The sequence below is a fragment of the Ochrobactrum quorumnocens genome (genome assembly GCF_002278035.1).
GTDB classification, from domain to species: domain Bacteria; phylum Pseudomonadota; class Alphaproteobacteria; order Rhizobiales; family Rhizobiaceae; genus Brucella; species Brucella quorumnocens.
On record NZ_CP022603.1, the window covers coordinates 164403 to 183975 of the forward strand.

Below are 19573 nucleotides of genomic sequence, written 5' to 3' on the forward strand. Positions count from 1 at the left end.
CGAGATGATTGAAACCAAAAAATTAGGCGTTTCCATTGGCAGCAAACAAATCATCGAGAATATCGATTTTGTTGCGCACCCGGGTGAAGTAACTGCAATCGTCGGTCCCAACGGTTCCGGGAAAACCACGTTGTTGCGTGCGCTTTCGGGTGATCTTTCTTACACTGGTTCGGCTTATCTCGACGGTGAGGATTTTGCTGGGATCAAACCATGGCGAATGGCGGCACGGCGCGCAGTATTGCCGCAGGCCAGTGCTTTGTCATTTCCATTCACGGTCCGCGAGATTGTACATATTGGCCTAACGGGTGGCTTTAGCGGCGTAACAGGCGCTGAACAGGAAAGGCTACCTGATCTTGCGTTGCAGAAAGTTGATCTGGCTGGCTTCAGTGGCAGGTTGTATCAGGAGCTTTCCGGCGGCGAACAGCAGCGTGTGCAGCTTGCGCGCGTGTTGTGTCAGGTCTGGAAGCCTGTTGTTGATGGCAAGCCGCGTTATCTGTTTCTGGATGAACCGATTTCCAGTCTCGATATCAAACATCAGATCACAGTGATGGAAATCGCGCGCGACTTTGCGGCAGAAGGCGGCGGCGTGATTGCGATCCTTCATGATCTCAATCTGACTGCCATGTTTGCTGACAGCATTGCAGTCATGCACAAAGGCAGGCTCGATACTATCGGCACACCGCAGCATGCTCTGACGGATGATCGGTTGGAACGGGTCTATGAATGTTCGTTACGGGTGGGTGTACCACCAGCTCAGGGCGTGCCGTTCGTGCTGCCACAGTCGGCTTATGCCGCGTCACTGTAAACCGCACTGGCTTCAATACCATGCTAGCAACAAGAAAAGGCTGAGAACTTATCCAGTTCTCAGCCTTTTTGTATTTTCCGGTTGCCGCTAAACGTCAGCTGGCAACACGCTCTACTTCAACTTCATCGATACCAAGCAAGGCGCGAACATTTGGACGAGCCTTAACCAAATCTGCAATGCTGTACTTCATCAGAACGCCGAAGAAGGCGTTAAGTGCTTCACGTAGCGCTGAATTTAGGCCACAGCTATCAACGAGCGGACATTCAGTGGCGTCGTTCTCAAAGCATTCCGCCATTGCGAAGTTTTCTTCGGTTACGCGTACAACATCGAACAGAGAAATATTCTGCGCTTCGCGGCCCAAACGTACGCCGCCATTGCGGCCACGCACTGTTTCCACGAGTTTGTTTTCAACAAGAGGCTGCAAGATCTTGAAAAGAAATAGCTCTGATACGCCATAAGCGCGGGCGATTTCTGGAACGCGGCTCAGTTTGCCGTCATTGGCGGCACAATACATAAGCATGCGAATGGCATAATTCGTCTGACGAGTAAGACGCATTGTTTATTCCTTTCAGCACATTCTCAAGCTTTCCAGAGGGTTTTATTCGTAGGAAAACTCTGCTTTTGTTACGTCACAGTCCCATCCGAAGCCGGAGTTTTCGGGGGGCATGTGCCAAGCAAGTGCATTCATCTCGAATCCACTTTAGAACTATTCTTAAAATATATGAAGTCTTTTATCACCTTTAAAGAGCAAAAAAGCGCTTCAATCATCACGTGATCGCGATCTGGCATTACGGATGATGATTGCTCTCACTGGCAAACATCAATCCATTCAGCCGAAACAAGTTCAGCGATTCTTTGCGGTGCTATCCGCACCGCACTATTTGTGGCGCCAGCGGCTGGCACGACTACTTCAAAACTTTTGAGCGATAAGTCGCAATAAACGGGCAGGGCGTTCGGCAACCCGAATGGGCACACGCCACCGACAGGGTGGCTTGTTTCGTTCAGCACGCTTTCGGCATCTAGCATACGCGGCTTGGTACCAAAGCGGTCTTTGAATTTACGATTGTCAATTCGCGCGTCCCCGCGCGTAACGATCAGAATGGTTTGATCTTTCGCTGAGAAGGAAAGTGTCTTCGCGATCTGTCCCGGTTCCACACCATGTGCTTCAGCGGCGAGAGCAACCGTCGCGGTGCTGGTCGGCAATTCGATCACTTCGATTTCTGGTGCCTTGTACGCGAAAAATGCCTTGACCGATTCCAGGCTCATGAGTTCCCTTTTCTTTATGACTATTACTTTCAAGTTTAGACTTCATTAACGATGAGAGCAAGACTATCAGCGATTTAATAGCGGATGATAGCAAGTGGCAGATTGACGCTGCTATTTGATAACGATAAAGAGGCGTTCAAGTCTGCTTCGTTCAGATGCGGAGGGGTGGCCGAGCGGTTTAAGGCACCGGTCTTGAAAACCGGCGTGCGGGAGACCGTACCGTGGGTTCGAATCCCACCCCCTCCGCCATAACCTTATGATTTCATTACGCAAATTTAGTTGACGAAATTTGGCGGTTCAAAGACGATGCTGCAACAAATTTGTTTACAGCTGCAACAATGATGCAACAATTTTTCTGTTGCGGACGACTCATTTCTCAGCCCAGTCCCAGCCGTCTTCAAAATCGTCCCCTAGATCCGTGTTTGAATCGAAATCTAAGTTAGCCCTCTTTTCAAGAAGATGATCATTTAGATCGGCTTCTGATTCGAAATAGAGTCCGCCATACTTGATAGAGAAGTCGCCGAATTCGCCATATTCAACGCCATCGATATTAGAGACGTACGAAAAAGGATCGGACATGCCGATAAAACTTTTCACGTATTCGATTGCGCGAGTAGCTAACGAAACACCGATAATTGCAGCGCCAGCACCGACAGAAAAAGTAAACAAGTGCGAGACGCCCGAAGAAAAGACACCGACTAAATCGTTCATTTAAAATACCTCAAAACAATGCATGAAGTATGCGTGTCGGCGCAAAGTGTTTCAACATTGCACTTCTAAGAAGAAGTCAATGCGCTATTAGAGACTTACCAGCGGTTGCAGATACCGAAAGCAAAGAAAGCCTTAACCTTGCCCATCATGCCTTCACCGCGCATACGCTGGCATATTTCAGGTTCAGTGTTATCGACAACAGGAGCCTTAAATGCATTGTGACCGCGATTGATTGCTGGTGCAGCACTCAACATCAACACAGCAAGTGGCACGACAATCAAAAGTCCCATGCAGATTTTTATGTAAGTGCGCATAATATTTCCCCCGAAAAACTCGCTAGCTATCAGAATCAGAAAATATAAAAGACGTCAAACTCAAAAATTACCTGACAAAAAATAACAACAACTCGCCGTTGGGCATTCCCAGGGCAGGTCATTCTTTCCTGCCCTTGGGAGGGAACGAGGATGGGGTCGCTCCAGCCTGTAAATCAGAAAAATCACAAACCGAGGCTCACTGCGTTGCGCCCGCACCACTTTGTGTTTTTCAGATTGACAAGCTTCACGCTCCATTATTTTGAAGTCCGGAGTTGAACAATTAAGGATTCAAGTGATGCAGCAAGATTTTCGCGATCTTTTTCAGAAAGAGCGTCCGGCGCGTCTTTAAGCAGCGCTATCAGATCGTAAGAACGTAAGCCGAGGTCGAGCGACGTCGTTTTTGCTATTTCGTCACTATTATCTTTTCGATGCTGAGCCAGAAAAGCATCGATCTCTGCTGCATAAGCAGCTCTCTCTTCTGAAGAGCCGAAAGCAAATTTGTTGATCATGTATTCGCCGGATAAAGCAGGCGTCGAAATATCAAGTGTGCAAAGCAGCTTCTGTCGAGTCCGCTTCGTTTCAGTGTCATACTGAGCAATTAAGCACTGAATTTTATTTGTGTCGGTAACTTTTCTAAACTGCATTTTTCATTCCCCTAGTCAGTTATTTACTATCTGATTATCAGATTAAAATAAACTGACTATGAAGTCAACAAGAAAAGTATTCGCCGACAGTATTTTATTTATATCCAAATTTGTTTACAGTATAAGATCGATCTGGTTTATGAACTATAGAAACTACAGGCTCTTTTAGCTTCCGTTTATCTGCTTCTGTAAACCTTTTTTCATTATCTTCGGCACACATTTTCATCATCTCGATGCATTCTTTTAAACGTATAAAAGCTTTTGAAAAGCGCCGACGGATTTTATCAAGTAAAGAAATTTTCCATATTTCGGGATTTTCTTTCTTAGAGCTTTCAACCCTTGAAGTAATGAAATCGATATTTTCACGCATTGACACATTTATCTGAATTTTTGCTAGTGCTGCAGTAGCTATCGTCTCCTGCGCAAACTCGATTCCAGATCGTCTAAGCGGTCGTGCATTTTGCTCAACGACACATGCAGAATGCGATTTGAGTTTAGAAGTGCTTCCAAAATCTCTTGTATGTTCTGAAGCGGATTCTCGCTGTTTTCTGTCTTCTCGTCTGACAGTGCTGATAATAGTGGCGTCAGCTTCTGGTCGACTTGTTGCACTTTGTCGTAGATTGCCTTCGCGTGTTTCGCTGTTGCTACTGATTGCTCGTTCATTAGAAATCTCCTTTTTAAAATTAATGTTCGATAATAATTTTTGGACGTCTGCACGCTTCAGCTTGAGCAAACGATCAACAGAACCGACCTCGACGTCAGCAAGTTTAACGATGTAGACGCCAGATTTCTGTCCAACTTCCAATTGCATGCCGTATTTACGGACATTGTCAGCGAATGACTGTCCGTCTGAAGCTTCAGAATATGCTTTTTGAAGCAGTTCTTTGACGCCACTTAAGTTAACCCCCTGACGTTCCAATGATTGACGCTTGTCTGGTGAAGCTGATGAATTCGGCTTTTGACCATCATTGCCGTAGTGATTGTAAAGCCAGTCTGCGACTTCAGGGCGGTGTTGCTCAAGCCATTTAATAGACGAATTATAATGACGTCCAAAAACCGGAGGCTCTCCAGCTTCATACTCACAAATTCTCACCGCCGTCTCTAGACGTATCTTTTCAAACTTGTTTTCAAGAACGCGCAAAGATGAATCGACACGACCAATGACAATATGAACATGCCGATTTCCGCCGCCTGGGCGACGATCTTTGTCATGATAGATAATTGCATACGGATTATTTTCAGCGCCCATATGCGCAACGATTGTTTGCGCTGCAATACGCAACTGCTCATCTGACATGTCTGACGACGGTGACAAAAACACATGATAGAAAGCGGCATCTGCTTTCGTAGCATCGCGCATGAGCGCAAGATCGCTCATCAAGTCATCAAGCGACGTCGCAACGGAATTCACGATCTCGATCTTCTTGGCGTCTTTCGTGAGATGACGGAAAAGATTTGCGCTGTCTCGTGTCGTTCGCCCGTGCTTATGAATGCCGCCTATCATGTCCATTAATGGCCTCCATTAACAGAGATGATGGCAGCGCGTAGTGCTCGTAATTCCTCTAAAAACGGAGTAGCCTCAAAATTGCAGGCGGAGTTTTTAGAGGAATTAAGAACACGGGCGATTTGATTGATGTTATTTCCGATGCGACCGAGTTCACCGAGAAATTTTGCCGTTATTTCACGATCAACATGATTACTGGAGATAATAGTCAACTCCGAAGAGAGAGTAGCTCTTTTTATAAACTCGGATGCATTCAACGCTGACTGTTCACATAGAGATGACAACCGCTGGCGCTCAGCGGGTGTCATCCTGATTGTTACGCGTGCTGTAGTGTTCCGTTTTTCGGTGCGAGGCTCGCTAACCATAAAAATCGATGCCCCCGTCTATTTCTGCTTTTCTCAAAAGAGAAAGAACTTCGTCTGGGGTGCAGGAGCTATGTATTATTTCACCAAACATTTTCAGATCTGCGATGAAAGTTGTGCACATTGCCAGATCAATTTTGGTCGTCGCATAAGTACTCTTGCGCTCAACATACATACGTTCTGCAACACTAAGAGATGTCAAAGCCATTATTATTTCCGCTTTCATCATATGAGGCCATTAGCCTCGTGGGGTTCCACAGGGGAGATACTCCCCTTGGCCAGTAAATGGGGATGGTCAGACCATCCCCCTGCTGGCTTACTAAGATTAGAATCAATTTGGGATAAAAACAAAATTGTGTTTGTTTAACCGCCGATAGAATTACTATGATCAATATGGGATTGCAAAATCGAGCTCATCGAACTGATAAAGAATATTATCGTTCGCAGCGTTGCGTTTCGAAGAATCAAAAAACTCGTCATCTAGTGACGCTTTATATTCGCGATACATCGCACGGCCCACTTCTGTCTGCTGTTTCCATTCTTCGTGCCGCTTGCGACCGTTTTCGAGAAGCTTTACAGAATCTTCTACATCTATAGACCAATCATGATATTCGCGCGGAAAATGCTGCTCTAGAGCATCAGAAAGTGCCATCTCAACAGCTTCAAGTGTCGGTTTATCGAAAAGACCTAAAAGACTATTTAGTTTTTGACGTCGCTTTGAATCTGTATTCATGTAGTCAGCGATAAAGCGTTTGGGAATTATCGTAAGAGTGTCAAGGTTAGAAGCTCCTACGTCGCTCAAGTCCTCGACTTCTACACCAGCTTCAGCAAGCAAGCGAAAATGAAATGCACGACGTGACTCAATAGCATCGAGACCGTCTCTACCGTTCCTTGTACTCGGCTGTGCTTCATAGTTCATCACGACAACAAACGGTTCACCGTTCAAAGTCGCTCTTGATTGAGGGAGCGTCTTACAAATGATTTGATTTTCGATTTTCTCTTTTTCATCGAGACGATCATATCTAGACGCCAAAGCTAAACGCTCAGCCGCTGCTGCTTGCGCTGCTTCATCGAGAATATCTTCTTTAGTAAAGTCTTCTGCGGATTCGGGCTTCGTACGCTGACAAACCTGACAACGCACGAGTTCTTTGTTTTCGTTATCGAAACGAACCTTCTGACCACGAGCTTTCAAATCTTTACGAAACTCACGGAAAAGCCCCAGCGGACGGACCAGCTGTTTCTTATAAAGAGCATGCGCAATCTCGATGAGCCAGTTACTAGAAAGCCCAGCTATTTCGTTAAATTTACAAACGTATTTGATGATTTCTTTTGTATCTTTTACTCGTCCGGCATCATGCAAAGTCTGACCGTCAAAGTGTCGCCTAGTCAGTTTAAGCCAATCTGACCATCCGTTTGGACCAAACGCGCGGCGCGGTGCACTAACAATATTTGCATGAAGGTTTATAGTGTTTTCTTCGTCTACTGTGAACTCAATTGAGCATAAGATGACGTCAATACCGGCTTTCGACGACATTTCGAAATAGCGACCAAGCTGCTTATTAAAGTGCTTCAAACGCTCTGCAAAATGATAGATTTTGAAGCGTTCGCCTGATGTGACAACCATGTATCTGGCATAGCGTCTAATCTTTGGATGCTCTTTTAAAAAGAGGTCAAACTCTTGCAAAAGAGGTTGCCTATTGCGCTGCGCGACTTCAGGGATCAGATTAATATTGCGATACGGAGAAAAACGAAAAACAGCACCGGAAACAAGTCCGATCATCGAAACCTGGTTATCATTTGGAAGATACGGATCAAAGCCACCTTCACTAAGTTTGCGTGCGATTTTCTTTGACTGATCAGAAATTAACGCATCTGATAACAAGCGTTCAACATACGTTATTGCAGAAACTTCCTTAAAAATATTAGCTTTAAGAAGTTCATCATGAGTGCGAAAAGTATCAATATTAGCAGTCTGATCAACATAAAAAGAGCGCGATGCCGCAAGCGCTGTTTCTGCTAATTGTTTTTTTGATACTTTCTTCATTGTTTTTGCTTCCGACTATTGACTTATTTTTAGCCGAAACGAACAATGTAATTATTCCTTCCGACTGAGAGTCCGTTGTTACAAGCAACGGGCTCTTCTTTTTATTAGGTCTGACGGCGCAAAATTAATCAACAGTCAAAAAGAATATTTGTTTGCGTGAAAAACATACTCGGATTCGTTCTTCGGATATTTCACGAACATGCTGCAGCCGCCAAAACGCTGGCGATCTTTTCCTTCATTTAGTTTTATCTCAACTTTGTAACCCTTATTCTGTAACGTGAAGACGTCGAGCTTCTGTTGTCCAATATGCAGCATGATGCGACACAGCTGCCCCGATCGAACGGACGTCTGATCTGTGACGTCCAAAAAATTAAAAGGCTCGGACACTACGCGCTGCACGACTGGCTCAGGTTCTGATACAGATAAAACGGGCGTCGCGACTACGAGCTGCGGAAGCGACTTATCGGAAGCTGGATCTGGTGGTGCAGATACTACGATACGCGGCTTAGGTGCTTCTTTTGGCACTTCGAGCGCCTCTATTTTAGCAGTTTTCGGCTTTTGAAGCTCCGCAGCTTTGCCGAACGGGTTTAAACCGCCTGAGAGTGCTGCATAACCAACATATAAAAAAGCAAGTGCTGCGGCTATGAACGGCCAGCGAAACCAAATGCTCTTTGTTTTATGAGCCGCCTCGGCTTGTCCGCCTAATGTGTATGATTGGTAAAACTTAAAAATCTTCAGATCGTATCGGTGCACCGCAGTCGAAATAACTGCACCTTTTGTCCCGTCCCGTGTTTGCTTGCGATACGATTTTGAAGAACCGAGAACGGTGTTTTTCTTCAATACGTAGCTAAGTTCAATCAGACCAGAAATCTCACGACGAAGCTGATTAAGCTGCTGTGTAATAAGTAGGATGTCTGCCCCTGTATGCCGATGCATCGTGAAATATTCGAGCATCTTCTTATCTTTATCGCCGCGTGGAAAAGCCATGTGCGCTTCGTCAATTACAAAAAGTGGCCCAACGCCGTTCTTATCTTTCCATTCATCGGCAAAGTCAGCAGGAGTAGAAAATGGGACGAGATTATCGGGCGTCGGCTGAATTAGAACAAAAAGGTTCCGGTCAAATGACGGATTGATCTTCATGTAGTAATGGATGTTGAGTGGCAAATTCGTGACGACTTTTCTGCCAGAATTGAGCGCTGGCAAAATATGATGAGCTACGGCTTCGTAAGATTTTCCGCTGCCGGGTGTCCCGGTTATAAGAGTGATCATCTATTAGCTCCCCGTTCTCAAAAATGGAATGAGCTGAAGAATGAAACGGATAGTGATCGCAGTTAAAACGATCCCAACGGCTTCGCCGACGCCGACCATTTGAGCAACATGAAGCATTTGCCCTGGCACATTTCCCATTGCTTGCGTCAATAAGCTTGTATCAATTGAAGAAAATATTCCCTCCATAGCTGTCTTCGCGATATTCAAGATCGCTTCAAAAATTGAGCAGACAAAATCGACTAAAAGCAAAAGCAGACTTTCAAAAGCATCTTTCACAAAATTTACAATAGAATCCCACATAGTAATCAACCTCCAAATACTAATCTACGTGCTACTAAAAATGCTGAAATAATAAGAAGCGCTTTCACTATTAAAATGATGTTTTCTGAAATACAGAAGCCTTGTTCACCCAAGTTTATTGTTTTGCCCATATTGAAATTGAAATTGAAACAGAGATCGGACGTCGCGACGCCAGTCGGCATTTTAAATGCGTTCAAAAATTCACCGATGCCCGATGTCTGCATGATGTCATCCTTGAATCCGTTCCAGACGCCCGCCATGCCATCGGGATATTTGGCTGTGTAAAGAGAATTTCCGCCATCATAACCTCCCTCGTTACCACCTTCGCCGCCGTCTTCGGGTGGCTGTGGAACGCTGCTATCAGGTGGAGCGCTTGGATTGCCGCCCGGAGCGGTGACGCCAGGAGGATAATTTATTGTTGTATTATTGTGATGATTTGTGATGTTCGTTACGTACGTGTCGCCGCCGCCGCTACCTGGACCATTTGGCTGCTCAATTACTGCGAGCTTTCCAGTGTCCTCCACTTCAGTTGCTGGCGTCTTATTCCAATTCCACGCTTTGTCTGCATCGTATTCAGTTTTGCCCCAGTCTCGATCAAAAGCGCCTAAATACGCACCGCCCTCGGTGTGATTTCCGGGGTGATAATAGTCTTGCGGAGATTGCTCTTTCTTGTAATCGAGTTCGAATTTTACGAGGCCTTCGTCGAAGGAATTGAGCCATGCTGTCCACAGGTCGGGGCTAACTTGAGAAGCAGCCTGAACGAAATTTCCGACGACAGGAAGCTGACTTGCTAGAGGAATGATCTTTCCGAAAGCACCGCCCCAACCAATGAAGTCCTTAGCAACGTCTGGCGCTTTCAAAGCTTTTTGCTCAGATGCCGTATTGCCAATTTTTACTGTAAGGGGTTTTTCCTTTGTGACTTCTTCATAGGCTTTGGGAGCAGGAGGAGAGAGCAGTCGAATGCCTTTTGCGAAGCACAAAGTCTCATTGCCGATTGGCGTCAAGCAAGCTGAAGAATAGTTATCCGGTGTTGAGCGTGGCTTTTCCCAAACATACGTGCAGCCGCTGAAATCGAATTCCTGCCCCGGCGTCGGATTCTTTTGATTTTTCTCTGCTGCACTTAGAGCGAGCGTAAGAGTTTTGTCGACACATTCATTATCTTCTGATTCATCTGGTCTTTCCTCAACGGGTTCGTTCGGAAAGAAAGCGACGCCAACACGCGAAATATAATTCCCATAAGAAACGGTAGGAGCATTAGAGCATTGAGAACCCGAACAAACTGAACCAGACCGGCCAGAAGGCAAATTCATAGTGAGAATATATTTTTTATAATATCTCGCACCAGCTACATCAACAAATTCGTCTAATTTAGAAGAACCCCACAAATATAAATTACAACTTAAACTATATAAAGATGTGGCTCCGCTCGTCGAAGCGGCATCAGATGCACTCAGTACACTAGAAATTAGTTGCGTTGAACTACAAGCAGAAAATCCTTCAGTAAGTGCAGATATATTGAATTCTGAATTGATCACATCTGTGTGTCCAACACGAGAAGTATAATATCCCGCCTTCCATCTTTTGCCAGACAGACACGATACGGCAGCAGCAGCAGTCGCAAAAGAAGATCGACAAACTGGCGGCGGCATCACATGTTTAATAGTACCGGTATCACTGAATCGAAAATCGACGACACGCCAAGACCCCGCCGATTGCGCCACAACTGGCTGCACATAGACAAAAAAAATGGCCGCTAAAGCGACCCAAAACAGACCCCACGGCGGGGTTCGAGAAACAAAAAACATGGGGTCAAATACCTTTCATACCAATAATAAAAGCGAACGCACACGAAGCTCCGAAGGCGAGGGGGAAGACTTCTATGAGAGCAGACATGTGCGTTCGTTCCTCAGTTACGACATGCGCACAAAACGCTTAGCGTACTGAATGCCCTTGATAGCAAGAGCGATGCCAACCACTGCAGCACCTGCGGTAACTGCAAAAGTCGTGATGTCAGATACATCAAAGTTTGCGAGAATCTGACTGATTGCACTATTTTCACCCATATCGTTAACTCCTTGAAAAATGGGTTTAACTATTAAGCCAAGCTATTAAGCTAACTTGACCAGTTTCACGGCTACGCTGACAGCAAAGCCGAGACTCCAGAGACCAAAAATAATTGCAAATCCGTAGATAAAATTCTCGTTGAGCATATCATAATTTAAATTTGCTTCGGGCGGCTGGAATAGCGTCCAGACACGGCAAATCCCACCATCAAGTTCTAAACATGTATACTGGTGAGGCTGCACCGTCTGATCTCGTCATTAAGACGCGCGAGGCGCAGGAGACGAGGAAATCGGGGCGAGTACGATACGACGAGTGAACTCAAGTCGACCGTACTCGCCAGTTTTAACGGAAGCTGGTGCTAAAGTGTAGAAACCAACTGCATAAGCAGCCTGACCTTCTTCAAGCGACACAGAAGACTTGGCGGGGTATTTGTCTCCAGTATCAACATAAATTTCCTGCGAACGCATAGTCCATTTTGAGCCGTCTGCTCTGGTTCCTGAACGTTCATCAACATGATTGCTTGCTACTTCGATCTTAATCATAAAACTTTTCTCCGATAAATAAAAAACTGACTTCTTAAAATTCATTACGCTTCCGTAATGAGTTTAGGATGTCTGTCGGCGGAGAATGTTGCAAGAAATATTTTTACTGTTCGATGCCTGCCAATTTAAGAAGCGGTTCCCCCCGCAAGCGGACGCCGCCCGCTTCTCAAATTCTTGTCATCGAACAATCAAATATTGTATTGAAATTTACTGAGTTTTCTAGCCAAACTTAAATACGAAAAAGCATCTTCTTCAGAAACATATTGTGAGTTTTCTTCGTAAGGATAACGACCTCTTGTTAGCTCGTCAAAAGACATACTCTCTACAATCTGCCATTCTTCTACAGATATGAATTCTTTCAACGCATTAAGTAAATCTTCTGGATAATTTTTATGTATATCGAAATGACCATCTGGTGCAAAATTTTTGACGTATACATTATCAGAAAATTCATATCTGTAATCATCGGTTATTTCAAAATCTTCTTCTATATGAACAGTGAGTTTAGCATAAAAAGACTTCAAAAATAATTCTACGGATATATAACTGATATGATGGACTATATACCAATGATTAATGTCCAGAAAATTTACTTTTCCTAGTTCAAATTTCATTGCGTTTTCAGCATGTGATAAATATGCTTGAGCCGCCCATCTCACTTCATTTATTAGATCACTGTCAGACTGAATATATTCTTCAATATTGTCGAAATCTTTTTGTCTTTTAGATTTTTTAGTACCCATCAGTTTCCCCAAAAAGTCTTTTACGCTGTTCCTGTGGCGTAGGGTTCAAATATCTCATCAAAACAGCTACGGTTTTATGTCCGCTCTGACGCATGAGAGTTTTCAAATCTGCACCGCGTGAAGCCATATTTGAAAGGGCTTCATGACGAAGATCGTGAATTCGCAAATCCGGACATTCTGCTTTTATGCGAATATCGTTGCGCCATTCATTTTTTGCAGTCCATGCACTGAACCTAAAAACTTTTGAATCGTCGGGTTCTTTCTCGATATGAGCTAAGAGAGCATGATATGCACGATCTGAAAGCGCTACATATCGACGGCTGCCATTTTTTGAATCTGGAATTGAGATAAATCCTTCTTCTTGACGAAGCCAGCCGCATTTCAGAGAAAGGGCCTCACCAAGGCGCATTCCTGTATCGAGAAGCAACGGAAAAAGAACTGCCCACTGCCTGCCGACTGGCGTCTCAATTGAATTAATGGCAGCGGTAATTTTTTCCGCTTCCCCGGTGCGCAATCTGCGCTCACGATGCCCTTTAGGCTGCGGTATTCCACGCTTGATTTTTCGCAAAGTAGCAATTGGATTTGCGACGTCAACGGACTTCGCATGTATGAGCCATTCAAAAATTGCGGATACCGTATTCAGATTGTTGCGAACCGTAGATTCAGATTTGCCGTCTTCGATCATTCGAGTATCACGGTATTCAACGAAGTCAGAAACGCTCAATTCACGGATTTTCTTTTTTGCGAAGTCCTGACGCGCAAGCATATTGAGCATGGAGCGCTCTTGAGACGCGCCTTTTTTCTTTGGCGTCTCGGTGTCACGGTATGCTTCGATTGCTTCTTTAAAAATTTTATCAGGCCAGCCAAGAGGTCCAAATTGCTTGATCTCTAAACGCGGATCAATCCACGTTCCAAGCTTCATAGCCGCTTCGGTTGACTCCAACCAAAGTCTTGCATCAGACTTTTTAATAAAGGTCTGACTGATCGATTTCGATTTAGCCAAGCCTTGAAACGTATCGGGAAGCCGTGCCGTCGCTGTCCATCGACCACCACGTTTTACGAGACTTGCCATGCCATTTCTGCTCCGTTTGCAACAATAGCGCAACATATACAAAAATAAGCCAAAAAACGCAAGTTAATCAACAATTTAACACCGGTCTTGAAAACCGGCGTGCAGGAGACTGTACCGTGGGTTCGAATCCCACCCCCTCCGCCATTTAGCTTTCCATGCGCATGTCAATTTATCTAACACCAGCGCAATCTTGGCCTTAAGCCGGATTTTGCGTCTATCATCGTTGATGCATTCCACTGTAAGTGGCGCACTTGTGTATATTTTGTGTGTAGCGAAAGGGTAAGATGTAAGTGCCGCCATCAAAAGGGCAAATCCAAAAGAGACATCTTACCACGCGACGGAATGGTGTAGATTTTCGGCTTTTATCACACCTGTTGGCGCCAGGGTCTGGCACAATTGTTAGGGGACAGGGTAGGCGATGAGAGCTTCGGTGAAAACTACGAGCCAGCTGAAAGTCTTTGTGCTTTTGCTGTCAGTTGCATCAATGTCGGTGATGCCGACGAAGGCCGAAACCTTGTCTAAAGAGAAAGAAACTCTCTGGATACAGGAAAATCGACAGCTTCTTCTTGAGCACTTAAAATATTCAGCTGATGCCAAGTTTAGCGACGAATTTGTATCTTATAAATCAGGCTCTCCAGTCGTATGTGGGAGAGTGGAACCGAAGAATAGCTTTGTTAGCAACGGCGGTAGCATGCGCTACAAGGGAGCTGGGACAAGCATCGGCGCGTTCACTGAAGACGATACTGTTGAATTCGCAGAAGTTTGGGATGCGGCCTGTTCTTAAAAGATTGAAAAGGCAACGACTTGTGGGCGTCGATCGACCCTCTCTGTTGAAATTGGAACCAATCTAGCCGCCGCTCATTGGGCTATTGCATGGCTTCGAGATAAACAGGAGGTATTGATCCATGAAACAGGTCAGCCCGCGTGAAGCACGGCAAGGCCGAGAGGGTAAGCCAGTTCTGATTATCTTGCTGGTGAGTATTGCTGCGGCAGCAGTGGTTTGGTTTCTCGTCGAAATTTTCGGTAATGTCATTGCGCCTGACGTTCCTTCAAATAGCGAAGGCTCAGTTCCGCCAGCAGCGACAGAAACTGTGCCTCCTGCATCAGGGCAGGGCCAGTAAAACGATCCCTAGATAGGCATCGAAGGCTTTTCTATCCGAGCAGGTTGGAACAAAAGCCGTTCATTTCCGTTGACGGGAATGGAACAATTCTGGGCCGAATTTACACACGACAATTTGATAAGCCTGCCAGTTGTTCTGGCGCGTATGCTGCTGGCAACGTTGCTGGGAGCAATCATCGGGCTTGAACGTGAATGGCGGCAAAGGCCTGCCGGATTAAAGACCCATATGATGGTCTGTTTGGCTTCGGCGACCTTTACCATCGTCTCACTCGAACTGGTGAATGTGCCTGTTTTTGATGATCAGAATATCCGCATGGACCCGTCACGTCTGGTAGAGGCGATTACAAGCGGTGTCGCATTCCTGGCTGCGGGCTTCATCATTTTCGCCAAAGGCAAGATAACTGGAATAACCACAGGTGCCGGCATGTGGTTAGCGGCGGCGATTGGCTTGGCCAGCGGCCTTGGACTTTGGCATATCGCCATCATGGCGACAGTCATTGCCGTCGCCATGTTGATCCTTGTCGGTAAACTGGAGCAAAAGGTTGCTTCGGACAATAGCGATCCGAGTTGAGCGCTCTGCTTACAAGAAACAGCTCAGAGCGGAGCGAGAGCCTGTTCGATTGTGTCCTTCAAAACGAGCCGCTGTTTGCGAAGGTTCGTTTCCTCCTCCTGGCTGACGGGTGCGATCTTAGTTTCCGCGCGATGGATACGGTCATTAACTGAATCGTACTCTTCAAGGATGCGGGCAAAGCGTGGATCGGCTGCCTTCAACGCGTGAATTGTGACAAGCTTTCCTGGAAACTCCTCACCGAGGGTGTGTGGTGTATTGGACATATTCTTCTCCTTCCTTTGATAAGAAGCAGGTTGGCAGTTGTCGGACGGAGTCTCATTGATCCCGATCAATAGGGAGGAATATCAGCACATGCAGATAGCGCATGGCTGACATGCAAAGTCCGATGTTTAAACAGCGGTTGAACGACACCATCTTTTAGGAAGCGGACCAATAGAGCGTCCGTGATGGAGATGAAAATGTTTGCCCGTTTTAATAATCGTTTCGGTCGTGCTTTTGCGCAATTCGGCAGTGCCGTCCGCGCGTCTGCTGCCCTGCGAGTCGGTCATCAACCGACTGCCAGAGACCTTGAGACGCTCGGCATCGACGTGGCTCAGTTCCGTAAAATCAATGACTAAGATTATAATTGCTGAATGACGTAAAGCCTCGGTTTTCCGGGGCTTTTTGCTTTTTAGTCTTCGTCGGCAGCCATTTGCTTGAGCAATTCGCCTTTGCCACGTTGACGCATTATCATCGGCACGACCACAGCGGCGAGTGCCAATGCGATCAACGTCACCGACACCCATGAGTTTATCAGCGTCATTGGGTTTCCCTGACTAATCTGCAGTGCCTGGCGGAGGCTTTTCTCTGCCATCGGCCCAAGAATAAGTCCCACGACGACAGGAGCAATCGGGTAGGAAAAGCGCCGGAGCACATAACCGAGCAGGCCGAATGCCAAAAGCAGGCCAAGCTCGAACGAAACCGGAAGGCCGAATAGCATCGATGTCGATGCATTGGCGCCAATGGTGCCGAGTGTGGCGAACACCAGAATACCCGCATAAAGCCAGTGGCGTGGGATGGTGAGCATCTTCACCCATAGACCGATAAGCGGCAGGTTCAGAACCAGCAGCATCAGATTGGCGACCAGAAGACTTGCGACAAGCCCCCAAACCAGTGGAGCATTTGTCACAAAGAGCAACGGTCCGGGCTGCAGACCGAATTGCTGGAACCCGGCAAGCATGATTGCAGCCGTCGCTGTCGTTGGCAGCCCGAGCGTCAGCAAGGGTACGAGAGTACCTGCAGCTGATGCGTTGTTCGCGGCTTCCGGCCCTGCAACGCCCTCGATCGCGCCTTTACCGAACTCTTCCGGATGTTTGGAGAATTGACGTTCTGCCGAATAGGAAAGGAAGCTCGACACGTCTGCGCCGCCTGCAGGCATTGCGCCGATAGGAAAACCGATTGCCGTTCCTCGCAACCATGGCATCCAAGAGCGCTTCCAGTCATTCTTGGTCATCCAGACAGAGCCTTTGACCGCAATAACTTCATCGTCAGGGCTCAATTTCTTGGAAACGACTGCAAGCGTTTCGCCGATGGCAAAGAGTGCCACCGCAAGCGTGGTAACATTGATGCCATCGAGAAGGTTCGGTGTCCCCATCACAAGACGTGCCTGTCCGGTCAGTTGATCGATGCCGATCAGGCCAAGCGTCAGGCCGACGAAAAGTGAGGTGAGGCCGCGCAAAGTGGAATCGCCGAAAGCTGCCGACACCGTCATGAAAGCGAGCAGCATCAACGCGAAATACTCGGATGGACCGAAGGAGAGGGCGAACTTCACCACCCAGGGGGCAACGAATGCCAATGCCAGAGTAGCGATGAGCCCTGCAATAAATGAGCCGATGGCGGCGGTCGCCAGTGCTGGCCCTCCACGCCCCGCTCGGGCCATTTTATTGCCCTCCAATGCCGTGACGATGGAAGCGCTTTCTCCAGGCGTGTTGAGCAGGATCGATGTGGTCGATCCTCCATACATGCCACCGTAATAGATACCCGCGAACATAATGAGCGATCCAGCAGGATCCAGCTTATAGGTAACGGGTAGAAGCAACGCCACAGTGAGTGCGGGACCAATGCCCGGAAGCACCCCAACAGCCGTACCAAGTGTGACGCCAATCAGCGCATAAATAAGGTTCGCTGGTTCAAGCGCCACCAGAAGTCCGTTGGCGAGAAGAGTGACAGTATCCATTGTTATCTCGCTCTAAACCAGATGCTCAAGCCAACCTGATGGCAGCGAAAGCTGCAGGCCGCGTGCAAAAATGAACCAGATTGCGAATGCAAAGACGATGCCGACAGGGACGCTGATCCAGAACTTGCGATAACCAAATCCGCGCGCCGTTGCCGCAAAGAGCAAGCCCGTTGCAATGGAAAAGCCCAGGGTCTTCATCGTCAGCATTTGAATGACCAACCCACCGATGATCCAGGCCATCGGCGCAATTTCCTGATGCTCGCGCTCTGGAAACTCACCCTTAAATGCGCTGATCACCGTCCATATAGACAGAATGAACAGTCCGGCTGCGATGATGTAGGGTACTGTTTTTGGCCCGACCGGTGAGTACGAAAGAACGTTATTCCCATAGGCCGTGGACCAGGCAATTGCGACAGCAACCGCCCCCAGAATGAGGGCGATCACAAGAGCTGCGTAATCTGGCGCCGTTTCTGTGGAACGGCGCTCTGCCTGCTGTTCAGGTCCTGTCATTTGACGAGGCCGATTTCCTTGAGGATAGTTTCAGTAGACGCCACGTCTTTGGCAAGTTGTTCCTTGAACGCATCGCCTGCGAGATAGGTGTCGGCCCAGCCTTTATCCTTGAGGGCCTTCTGCCAGGATTCCGACTTCACCATCTTCTCAACATCGGTGTTGATGCCCGCTACCTGTTCCGCAGTAATGCCGGGAGCAGCGCCCACCATGCGCCAATTCTGGATCGAAACGTCAACGCCGCTTTCCTTAAAGGTCGGTGCGTCGATGCCCTCAACCCGTTCGTCACTGGAAATACCGATGATGCGAAGCGTGCCAGCCTTGATCTGTGGATCAAACTCGCCGTAGCCAGAAATGCCCACGGTGACCTGATTACCTAGGATAGCAGCAAGTGCCTCACCGCCACCAGAGAAGGCGATGTAATTGACTTTGGTCGGGTCAACGCCAATGGCTTTGGCGAAAAGTCCTGCGGTGATGTGATCCGTGCCGCCAGCAGAACCGCCACCCCAGGAAACAGAACCGGGATCGGCTTTGAGCTTGGTGACGAGATCACCCAGATTTTGAATATCTGAAGAAGCTGGAACAACGATGGCTTCATACTCGCCGGTAAGGCGAGCAATCGGAGTGATTGCATCAAGATTTACGGGAGAATTGTTGGTCAGAATTGCGCCGACCATGACATATCCACCCACAATAAGCTGGCTCGGATCACCTTTGTTCTGATTGACAAATTGGGCAAGGCCAATGGTGCCACCTGCACCCGGAACGTTAATAACCTGAACGCTACCGGAAATCTTTTCGTCCTGAAGCACGCTTTGCATTGTGCGTGCTGTCTGATCCCATCCGCCGCCCGGTGCTGCTGGTGCTAGAACCTTATAATCTTCCGCCGAAGCTGCTCCCGCTATCGCGAGCGCCGTCACGGATGTAATGGCCAGAATCCATTTACGCATAAATCCTCCCTGAATGCACTTGCGCGCATTTTGCTGCTGTCTTTTGACAGCCCTCCTCAAAATCCTCTGCTTCCCGGGCAGAGACTCTTGATCTGGAGACTACAGCAGAGAATTGCAATATACCAGCAAGGTTCCCCTCAACTTTTTACTCGTTTGACAGTATTAGCAAAAAGTCTGATGCGACGGTTTTATATAGCCGATTAAGTCTTCGGCTTCGCTTGACGCGTATAATACCAGAATGTAATACAGTTACGACGGTTCCCCCGACCGAGAGTGAAGGGGATTAATAGGGAACACGGTGAGGACGACCCAAAAGGGGCCGAGACCGTGGCTGCCCCCGCAACTGTAAGCGGATTGCCGTTCATCCTCGTGACGCCCCAAAAGCGTCATGCCACTGAGTCACTTAAAAACGGCTCGGGAAGGCAGATGAACAGCGAATATCCGCAAGCCAGGAGACCTGCCGTCTAACGTAGTCCATTGTCACGGGCGGGGATGCCCGGAGCAGGAGTTGGTTATGACAGCTTTAAACGTCGTAAGACGTCGCCTCCCATTGTCATTCATATCCCCGGA

At 47.3% G+C, this 19573-nt stretch carries 25 protein-coding genes, 1 tRNA gene and 1 riboswitch; of the genes, 6 read left to right on the top strand and 20 right to left on the bottom strand.

Going from position 1 to position 19573, the window contains the following annotated elements; genetic code table 11:
• Positions 1-4: 4 nt before the first annotated feature.
• On the top strand, positions 5-805 hold the full coding sequence (locus CES85_RS00930; protein ID WP_095444209.1) for a heme ABC transporter ATP-binding protein: 801 nt from the start codon (positions 5-7) through the stop codon (positions 803-805).
• Positions 806-899: 94 nt separating this feature from the next.
• Here the strand turns inward: CES85_RS00930 and rirA are convergent, their stop codons facing one another.
• Both rirA and CES85_RS00940 read right to left on the bottom strand, forming a co-directional pair.
• Positions 900-1361, bottom strand: coding sequence for an iron-responsive transcriptional regulator RirA (rirA, locus tag CES85_RS00935; RefSeq protein ID WP_095444210.1), 462 nt, complete (start codon positions 1359-1361; stop codon positions 900-902).
• Positions 1362-1612: 251 nt separating this feature from the next.
• Positions 1613-2071 (bottom strand): YbaK/EbsC family protein, encoded by a 459-nt coding sequence (locus CES85_RS00940; protein WP_095444211.1) that lies wholly within the window; start codon positions 2069-2071, stop codon positions 1613-1615.
• Positions 2072-2230: 159 nt separating this feature from the next.
• On the opposite strand from CES85_RS00940, the gene CES85_RS00945 reads away from it, so the two are divergent.
• Positions 2231-2320 (top strand) — tRNA-Ser (locus CES85_RS00945).
• Positions 2321-2440: 120 nt separating this feature from the next.
• Here the strand turns inward: CES85_RS00945 and CES85_RS00950 are convergent.
• The 14 genes from CES85_RS00950 to CES85_RS01010 form a co-directional block, all read right to left on the bottom strand.
• A complete protein-coding gene (locus CES85_RS00950; protein WP_095444212.1) occupies positions 2441-2782 on the bottom strand; it encodes a hypothetical protein in 342 nt (113 codons plus the stop codon).
• Positions 2783-2877: 95 nt separating this feature from the next.
• Complete coding sequence (locus CES85_RS00955; RefSeq protein WP_095444213.1) at positions 2878-3096, bottom strand: hypothetical protein; 219 nt, start codon at positions 3094-3096, stop codon at positions 2878-2880.
• A 254-nt stretch (positions 3097-3350) separates the two neighbouring features.
• Entirely contained in the window at positions 3351-3740 is a 390-nt protein-coding gene (locus tag CES85_RS00960; RefSeq protein ID WP_095444214.1) for a hypothetical protein, read from the bottom strand.
• Between the two features lie 94 nt (positions 3741-3834).
• The gene (locus CES85_RS00965; RefSeq protein WP_095444215.1) at positions 3835-5250 is read right to left on the bottom strand and encodes a relaxase/mobilization nuclease domain-containing protein; all 1416 of its coding nucleotides are present in this window, start codon (positions 5248-5250) and stop codon (positions 3835-3837) included.
• Positions 5250-5609: a plasmid mobilization protein gene (locus CES85_RS28205; RefSeq protein WP_095444216.1), complete on the bottom strand. Its 360-nt coding sequence runs from the start codon at positions 5607-5609 to the stop codon at positions 5250-5252. The genes CES85_RS00965 and CES85_RS28205 overlap by 1 nt, the downstream gene beginning before the upstream one ends.
• Complete coding sequence (locus CES85_RS00975; protein WP_095444217.1) at positions 5602-5814, bottom strand: hypothetical protein; 213 nt, start codon at positions 5812-5814, stop codon at positions 5602-5604. Before CES85_RS00975 ends, CES85_RS28205 begins: the two co-directional genes overlap by 8 nt.
• Positions 5815-5994: 180 nt before the next feature.
• Positions 5995-7650 carry a hypothetical protein gene (locus CES85_RS00980; protein WP_095444218.1) on the bottom strand — a complete coding sequence of 552 codons (1656 nt, stop codon included), beginning with the start codon at positions 7648-7650 and terminating at the stop codon, positions 5995-5997.
• Between the two features lie 135 nt (positions 7651-7785).
• Entirely contained in the window at positions 7786-8919 is a 1134-nt protein-coding gene (locus CES85_RS00985) for a zonular occludens toxin domain-containing protein (protein ID WP_095444219.1), read from the bottom strand.
• A 3-nt stretch (positions 8920-8922) separates the two neighbouring features.
• The gene (locus CES85_RS00990) at positions 8923-9219 is read right to left on the bottom strand and encodes a DUF2523 family protein (RefSeq protein ID WP_095444220.1); all 297 of its coding nucleotides are present in this window, start codon (positions 9217-9219) and stop codon (positions 8923-8925) included.
• A 5-nt stretch (positions 9220-9224) separates the two neighbouring features.
• A complete protein-coding gene (locus tag CES85_RS00995; protein WP_157743385.1) occupies positions 9225-11024 on the bottom strand; it encodes a hypothetical protein in 1800 nt (599 codons plus the stop codon).
• Between the two features lie 105 nt (positions 11025-11129).
• Positions 11130-11282, bottom strand: coding sequence for a hypothetical protein (locus tag CES85_RS27030; RefSeq protein WP_157743386.1), 153 nt, complete (start codon positions 11280-11282; stop codon positions 11130-11132).
• Between the two features lie 258 nt (positions 11283-11540).
• Positions 11541-11870 carry a single-stranded DNA-binding protein gene (locus CES85_RS01000; RefSeq protein WP_095444222.1) on the bottom strand — a complete coding sequence of 110 codons (330 nt, stop codon included), beginning with the start codon at positions 11868-11870 and terminating at the stop codon, positions 11541-11543.
• 143 nt (positions 11871-12013) lie between these two features.
• Positions 12014-12568 carry a hypothetical protein gene (locus CES85_RS01005; RefSeq protein ID WP_095444223.1) on the bottom strand — a complete coding sequence of 185 codons (555 nt, stop codon included), beginning with the start codon at positions 12566-12568 and terminating at the stop codon, positions 12014-12016.
• Positions 12558-13640, bottom strand: coding sequence for a tyrosine-type recombinase/integrase (locus tag CES85_RS01010; RefSeq protein ID WP_095444224.1), 1083 nt, complete (start codon positions 13638-13640; stop codon positions 12558-12560). Before CES85_RS01010 ends, CES85_RS01005 begins: the two co-directional genes overlap by 11 nt.
• 430 nt (positions 13641-14070) lie before the next feature.
• Here CES85_RS01010 and CES85_RS01015 point away from each other — a divergent pair, with 430 nt between their 5' ends.
• The 3 genes from CES85_RS01015 to CES85_RS01025 all read left to right on the top strand — a co-directional run bounded on the left by CES85_RS01015 (position 14071) and on the right by CES85_RS01025 (position 15331).
• Positions 14071-14424 (top strand): hypothetical protein, encoded by a 354-nt coding sequence (locus CES85_RS01015; protein ID WP_095444225.1) that lies wholly within the window; start codon positions 14071-14073, stop codon positions 14422-14424.
• A 121-nt stretch (positions 14425-14545) separates the two neighbouring features.
• Positions 14546-14761 (top strand): hypothetical protein, encoded by a 216-nt coding sequence (locus tag CES85_RS01020; RefSeq protein ID WP_095444226.1) that lies wholly within the window; start codon positions 14546-14548, stop codon positions 14759-14761.
• Between the two features lie 78 nt (positions 14762-14839).
• Positions 14840-15331: an MgtC/SapB family protein gene (locus tag CES85_RS01025; RefSeq protein WP_095444227.1), complete on the top strand. Its 492-nt coding sequence runs from the start codon at positions 14840-14842 to the stop codon at positions 15329-15331.
• 23 nt (positions 15332-15354) lie between these two features.
• On the opposite strand, the gene CES85_RS01030 is transcribed toward CES85_RS01025, so the two are convergent.
• Entirely contained in the window at positions 15355-15594 is a 240-nt protein-coding gene (locus CES85_RS01030) for an HP1242/YdcH family protein (RefSeq protein WP_095444228.1), read from the bottom strand.
• A 195-nt stretch (positions 15595-15789) separates the two neighbouring features.
• Between CES85_RS01030 and CES85_RS27035 the strand changes: the two genes are divergently transcribed.
• Positions 15790-15948, top strand: coding sequence for a hypothetical protein (locus CES85_RS27035; RefSeq protein ID WP_167388234.1), 159 nt, complete (start codon positions 15790-15792; stop codon positions 15946-15948).
• Positions 15949-16001: 53 nt separating this feature from the next.
• Here the strand turns inward: CES85_RS27035 and CES85_RS01035 are convergent, their stop codons facing one another.
• Genes CES85_RS01035 through CES85_RS01045 form a run of 3 tightly spaced genes read right to left on the bottom strand, consistent with a single transcriptional unit; the run spans position 16002 to position 19003 of the window.
• The gene (locus CES85_RS01035) at positions 16002-17546 is read right to left on the bottom strand and encodes a tripartite tricarboxylate transporter permease (RefSeq protein ID WP_095444229.1); all 1545 of its coding nucleotides are present in this window, start codon (positions 17544-17546) and stop codon (positions 16002-16004) included.
• Positions 17547-17558: 12 nt separating this feature from the next.
• On the bottom strand, positions 17559-18056 hold the full coding sequence (locus CES85_RS01040; RefSeq protein ID WP_095444230.1) for a tripartite tricarboxylate transporter TctB family protein: 498 nt from the start codon (positions 18054-18056) through the stop codon (positions 17559-17561).
• Complete coding sequence (locus tag CES85_RS01045; protein WP_095444231.1) at positions 18053-19003, bottom strand: Bug family tripartite tricarboxylate transporter substrate binding protein; 951 nt, start codon at positions 19001-19003, stop codon at positions 18053-18055. The genes CES85_RS01040 and CES85_RS01045 overlap by 4 nt, the downstream gene beginning before the upstream one ends.
• 238 nt (positions 19004-19241) lie before the next feature.
• Positions 19242-19482: riboswitch (cobalamin riboswitch) on the top strand.
• The last annotated feature ends 91 nt before the right edge of the window (positions 19483-19573 follow it).